At 45.0% G+C, this 6,171-nt stretch carries 6 protein-coding genes; all 6 read left to right on the top strand.

Annotated elements, in window-relative coordinates:
* The first annotated feature begins 11 nt into the window (after window positions 1–11).
* Entirely contained in the window at window positions 12–1,622 is a 1,611-nt protein-coding gene (locus BUB35_RS12705; protein WP_072852313.1) for an ABC transporter substrate-binding protein, read from the top strand.
* Between the two features lie 18 nt (window positions 1,623–1,640).
* Window positions 1,641–2,606: a galactose-1-phosphate uridylyltransferase gene (locus tag BUB35_RS12710; RefSeq protein WP_072852315.1), complete on the top strand. Its 966-nt coding sequence runs from the start codon at window positions 1,641–1,643 to the stop codon at window positions 2,604–2,606.
* A 132-nt stretch (window positions 2,607–2,738) separates the two neighbouring features.
* Window positions 2,739–3,407: an HAD family hydrolase gene (locus BUB35_RS12715; protein ID WP_084730688.1), complete on the top strand. Its 669-nt coding sequence runs from the start codon at window positions 2,739–2,741 to the stop codon at window positions 3,405–3,407.
* On the top strand, window positions 3,404–4,294 hold the full coding sequence (locus tag BUB35_RS12720; protein ID WP_072852318.1) for a ketopantoate reductase family protein: 891 nt from the start codon (window positions 3,404–3,406) through the stop codon (window positions 4,292–4,294). Before BUB35_RS12715 ends, BUB35_RS12720 begins: the two co-directional genes overlap by 4 nt.
* Window positions 4,295–4,421: 127 nt before the next feature.
* Complete coding sequence (locus tag BUB35_RS12725; RefSeq protein WP_084730689.1) at window positions 4,422–5,825, top strand: aminotransferase class I/II-fold pyridoxal phosphate-dependent enzyme; 1,404 nt, start codon at window positions 4,422–4,424, stop codon at window positions 5,823–5,825.
* 137 nt (window positions 5,826–5,962) lie between these two features.
* A partial coding sequence (locus BUB35_RS12730) for a helix-turn-helix domain-containing protein (protein ID WP_143158993.1) occupies window positions 5,963–6,171 on the top strand: 209 nt, incomplete at its 3' end.

The raw sequence follows: 6,171 nt of genomic DNA on the forward strand, positions 1-6,171 counted from the left end.
AGGAAAATGGCATGAAAAAGAGAATATGGGCTTTGGCATTGACGGCTGTTTTCCTTTTGACAGCCTGTGGCGGCAGTGAAAGCACAACAGGAGATTTTTCAGTTACTGCTGGGGAAGATGCCCAGACAGCGGCAGCGAGCGGTCTGACCCTTTCCATGCGTGTACCGGAAACTTTAAATCCCTTGCGGAATCGGGATGAATCCGTTGACCGTATTTTGAAACTGATGTTTCTGCCATTTATTGGACAGGGAGAAAACGGGAAACCGGAAGGCGGCGTTGCAGAAAATTGGACGCTTTCAGCAGATGGTATGAGCTTGGCGGTAAATCTGAAGCAAAACATCAAATGGGCAGATGGTACCAGCCTGACTGCCGATGATGTGGTATTTTCTTATGATACCATTGTAGGGTCAGAGGAGGATGCCATATATAAAAATGTGACCAATTATGTAGCTTCCTGCACCAAAACAGGTACCTACAGTGTAACTGTAAACTTCCGGGAAGCATTCAGCAATAACATTTCAGCATTGTATTTCCCCATTATTCCAGCTGCCCATTACCAGGGTCAAACGGAAATGGACAGCGCTGCCAATATGAATCCAGTAGGGAATGGTCCTTATCGCATGGAAAGCTATACCATGGCTTCCTCCATGGTTCTGGTGCCCAATGAAAACTATAGCGGTACTGTGCCGAATATTTCCACAATCACGGTAAAGATCACGGGCAGTGCCGATACAGATGATTATTCCTTTAGCCAAGGTATTTTGGATACCATGGTGACAGACTCTACATCAGCCGGCAGATATCTGGCTGCCGATGATAAAATGAAAGGAACTGCCTTTGATGCTGGTGTTTATGACTTTATCGGTTTCAATTTTGGCAGAGATTTGTTCCAGGATAAAAACCTGCGGCAGGCAGTAGCCTATGTGGTGCCAAAGGATTATATCTATGAAAGCGTGTATCTGAAATATGCGGAAATGAGTAATACACCCGTCAGTCCGGCATCTTGGTTGTATGAGGAAAATGTGGCGCCTTATAATTACGATGCGTCTATGGCGTCTACGCTTTTGAAAAACGCAGGCTGGGCAGACTCAAACAATGACGGTGTGCTGGAGAAAGAAAAGGAAAACGGCACAAAAGAGGAACTGCGCATCACCATGCTGGTAAATAAAGAAAATACAGCACGCAATCAGATTGCCAGCCGTATGGAAGAAGAACTGGAAGCCATTGGGTTTGAAGTGACCATTGATGCCCAGCCCTATGATGTTTACAGTGAAAAATTTGCATCAGGAGACTTTGATCTGGTGGTAGGCGGCTGGAAAATGTCAGAAGTATTGAATCTGGCACCATTCTTTGTGACAGATGGCGATTATAATTATATTGGCTATTCTAACGAAGAAGTGGATCAGCTGCTGCAGACAGCAAATAGTGCCATCGGGGAAGGGCAGACACTGCTGGCATACAGTAACCTGCAAAAGAAACTGGCGGAAGAACTGCCTTATGTGAGCATTGCTTACAGACAGGATGTTTTGCTGACTTCTTCTTATGTAGGCGGTGAAATCCATCCCACACGAATCAACGTGTTTGATGGTATCGAATATTGGACATTGCAGCAAAAAGGATGATAACAGGGGTGTGAGAATATGTCAGAATTCCGAAGAAATCCTTTTACGGGAGAATGGACCCTATACGCGGAAAACAGAAAAAACAGACCTTATGAATTTACTTGGTCGAAGCCGGAGAGGAAAACCGGTGAGAAATGTCCTTTTTGCAGAGGACATGAAAGCTGGACAACACCTGCTGTTTATCAGGATGGTGCTGATGGTGTCTGGAGCATCCGTGTGTTTCCCAATATGTACCCGGCAGTCAGTGCCAGTGGATTTTATAGTGAAAGAGAATCATTTTATGAGCAGACCGTTGGTACAGGACGTCATGAAGTGTTGGTAGATACGCCAACCCATGGAGAAACCATCGACGAATTTTCTCTCAACCATATGCAGGAAGTGTTGATGGCTCTGCGCATGCGCTATGTGAGCATTCGGGCAGAAGAAAATACGGAGTATGTCCAGATATTCAAAAACTGCGGTGCGGAAGCGGGTATGAGCATCCAGCATTCTCATTGGCAATTGGTGGGGGTTCCCATTGTGCCAGAACGTATCCGTAAAATGATGGATTTAGGTATGGGAAAAAGCTGCCGTTTCTGCGAAATGTTGCTTCATGAACAGGAACAGAAAAAACGGATTGCTTATGAAAATAAAACATTTCTTGCCATTACGCCTTATGCATCCCGTTATCCTTATGAAGTTTGGGTAATGCCAAAAGCACACCGCAAAGCTTTTGGAGAATTGACAGCGGAAGAAATGTCAGATCTGGCAGAAATGCTGTATGTTCTGTTGCCGAAGGTTGCGAAGCTGCGGCAGGATGTGGGGTATAACCTCTGCTTGATGGATAGCCCGAAATTTGGAGATTTCCATTGGCATTTGCAGATTTTGCCTCGTATTGGCGGATTTGCTGGATTTGAAAACGCCACAGATTGCTTTATCAATACCGTTCGTCCGGAAGACGCGGCAGCCTATTATCGCGGTGATGAAGAAGAAACAGAAGCATAATTTTGAAATTGACTTACAAACAGGGAGGATTTTGTAGGAAAAATCCAGCCCTGTTTTTTTCTGCAAAAAAAATTCTTTTCAGAATCCATTTTTTTTCGTTATAATCGAACTGCAAAGAGAGGGGGATTTCATTTGAAAAAACATGCTTTTATTTTTGATATGGACGGTGTGCTCATTGATAGCCAGCCTGTCCATTATGACGCTGATCTGGAAACACTGGCGCATTTTGGTGTGCAGCTGACCAGAGCGGATGTGGAACCTTTTGCAGGAACCACAAACCCTGTGCGTTTTCCTATGTATCAGGAAGCTTTTCATGTGCAGGCAACACCGGAAGAAATGATGGCATACCGGGAAGGTGTTGTGCGCCGGATGTTTGTGGAAAGCAATGCCCATGCCATTAAAGGCACCAAAGAACTGCTGGAAAACATTCACGCGGCAGGCTATCCTGTTGCACTGGCGTCTTCCACAGATCCGGAACTGATTCGCTGGATACTGGAAACCATCGGATTACTGCCATATTTCGACAAAATCGTCAGCGGAGAAGAGGTGCCTAAGAGCAAACCGGAACCGGATGTTTTTCTGGAAGCTGCAAGACAGTTGGGGGCAGCACCGGAAAACTGTTTTGTCATTGAAGATTCCACCAATGGTATCCGTGCCGCAAAAGCCGCAGGTATGTGGGTACTGGCATATAAAAACCCTACCAGTGGGAAACAGGATCTTTCTCTGGCAGATAAAGTGAAAGACGATTTTACAAAAGTCAATGTAAGTACATTTCCGGTGAATGAGGAGGAAAATGCATGAAGATAGAACAGGCTGCTTTGTTTGGCGCAGGCTCCGTTGGGGGCAGCCTGCTGTGCAGACAGAGAGAAAATCTGGATAAAATTAAAGTCATTGTCCATGATTCCAGACGGGAACGTATGGAAAAAGAAGGACTGCTTACCCGTGGGGAAACATTCTTCCCGAAGATTTGGGAAAAAGGTTCTTATCCTGATCTGCTCATGGTAGGATTGAAAAATACGCAGCTGAAAGCAGCCATTGCAGAACTGAGGGATTATGTTGACCCCAATACCATCCTGATGCCTCTGATGAACGGTATTTCTGCTTCAGAAGAACTGCGGGAAGCTTTTCCAGAAAATACAGTTTTGACTGCGGTGGTTTATGTAGATGCCAGAAAAATTGGCAACGAACTGTTCTGCGGAGAAACCTTCCTCATTCAGATTGGTGACGCAGAAGAAGCGGTATTGGAAGCCATAAAAGAAGCCCTGCTTTCATGGGGAATTTCCTGCCAGATTTGTGCAGATATTACCAGACGTCAGTGGCGGAAATGGATGATCAATGTGGGTACCAATCAGGTTTCTGCTGTTTTGGGTGCCACTTACGGCGATTTTCAGCAGAAAGAACCTGTTATGCAAATGGCACTGTCTGCTATGTCTGAAGTGGTTGCTGTTGCAGAAGCGGCAGGTGTAGACCTTCATCCGGCAGATGTAACTGCCGCTGGGGAAAGTGTACATAAATGGAGTCCTGCGGGAAAATGCTCTATGCTGCAGGATGTGGAAGCCCACCGATTGACAGAAGTGGCATCCTTCTCTGGGAAACTTGTGGAACTTGGCAAAAAATATGGTGTGCCGACACCTATCAATGAAACTTTATATGCTTTGATTCGCGCGAAAGAAGCAATGTACTCTTAAAGAAAAAAGTCTTTCTTCATATTTTTGGAGAAAGATTTTTTTATGGAAATTTGGAAGGTTCTTTTTGTTTTGCTTTTCAGTTTGTAGCGGATACGGTATAATCGGAGGAAGAACAGGAGGAACCAAGATGGATTTACGAGAACGACTGAAAACATACGGAGCAGGAAATGCGTACCCTTTTCATATGCCGGGACATAAACGGCAGAAACAGCCGGGCAGCCTGTTTCCTTATGATTTAGATATTACGGAAATTGATGGCTTTGATAATCTTCACCATGCGGAAGGCATTCTGGCGGAAGCCATGGAACGGGCAGCAAAACTTTGGGGCAGCAGAAAAAGCTTTTTTCTGGTAAATGGCAGCAGTGCTGGACTTTTGGCAGGCATTCGGGCTTTGACAAAGCGCGGTGACAAAGTTCTGATGGCAAGAGGATGCCATCGGGCGGTATATCATGCTGTGGAATTGTGTGGTTTGCATCCCGTATATATGCAGGCGGCATGGGTGGAAGAAATGCAGATTTCCGGCAGTATTCAGCCAGAAACTGTAGAGAAACACTTGCAGGAACATCCTGACTGCAATCTAGTGATTCTTACAAGTCCCACCTATGAAGGTGTGGTCAGTGATATTGCGGAAATTGCGAAAATTGCCCATCGGTATGGTGCATACCTTCTGGTGGATGAAGCCCATGGTGCTCATTTGGGTTTTTGTGAAGAAGGATTTCCAGATACGGCAGTCCATTTGGGGGCGGATGTGGTGGTACAAAGTCTGCATAAGACACTTCCTTGTCCCACCCAGACAGCTATCCTCCATGTCTGCACAGAACAGGTGTATGTGACGGAAGTGGGCAGACAACTTTCTGTATTCCAGACCAGTAGCCCTTCTTATGTGTTCATGGCGGAAATGGATGGATGCATTTCTTTACTGGAACGGGAGAGAGAAAGTCTTTTTGCGGCTTATGAAAAAAGATTGGCATCTTTTTATGAAAAAATGGAGAAACTGGAACATATCAGGCTGTATCAGCCGGAAAATTCTTCTTTTGTGTTTGGTCACGACAGAGGAAAACTCCTCTTTTTTACAGGAAACTGCAATCTGTCAGGGGTGGAACTTTCTGACATCCTGCGGGAGAGATATGAGTTGGAAATGGAAATGTCTTTATCTCTGCATACATTGGCAATGACCAGCATTTTCGATACAGACGAAGGAATGGAACGGCTGGCAAAAGCCATGCTGGAAATTGACAAAGAAGTAATGCCGGTAAAACAGCCATTGGCGAAAGGGCAGATGGTGCTTCCGCAGATGGTATGCGGTATGGAAGAGACTTTGCAGGGAGAAACAACAGAGGTAATGCTACAAGACAGTCTTGGAAAAATTGCGGCAGATTTTCTTTGGGCGTATCCACCTGGAATTCCTCTTGTTGCACCAGGGGAACGGATTTCGGAAGAAGTATTGGCACAGGCTTTTTATATGCAGAAAAACGGCGTCAATGTCCAGTGCGCTTTTGCAAAAGATGGATGGATTCGTGTGCGTTTTTAGGAATGATGTGACATTTTTTGGTTCTGTAGGATTACAATACATGTGTTACAACTGAATATTTAAAAAGCGAGGATAGGCTCACTTTGTGTTATATTTGAATCACCACAAAACAAAAATACATAAAGGAGCATCCTCGCATGGCAAGTATAACACAAGATATGAGATACCGTCTATCACTTATTAAATACGCTGAACGATATGGAGTTACCAAAGCGGCCGTAAAATATAAGACCAACCGCCAGTATATTTATCGCTGGAAAAACCGCTATGATGGCTCTTGGGATTCCCTGCGTGACCGTTCCAGACGTCCCCATTCCCATCCAAATCAGCATACTCCTGAAGAGAT

Origin of the sequence: Anaerotignum lactatifermentans DSM 14214, assembly GCF_900142265.1 — a bacterium.
Lineage (GTDB): Bacteria > Bacillota > Clostridia > Lachnospirales > Anaerotignaceae > Anaerotignum > Anaerotignum lactatifermentans.

Bases quoted from the DNA above. Each gene is read 5' to 3' on its own strand.
- BUB35_RS12705 (WP_072852313.1), top strand. From the start codon at position 12: ATGAAAAAGAGAATATGGGCTTTGGCATTGACGGCTGTTTTCCTTTTG.
- BUB35_RS12710 (WP_072852315.1), top strand. From the start codon at position 1,641: ATGTCAGAATTCCGAAGAAATCCTTTTACGGGAGAATGGACCCTATAC.
- BUB35_RS12720 (WP_072852318.1), top strand. From the start codon at position 3,404: ATGAAGATAGAACAGGCTGCTTTGTTTGGCGCAGGCTCCGTTGGGGGC.
- BUB35_RS12725 (WP_084730689.1), top strand. From the start codon at position 4,422: ATGGATTTACGAGAACGACTGAAAACATACGGAGCAGGAAATGCGTAC.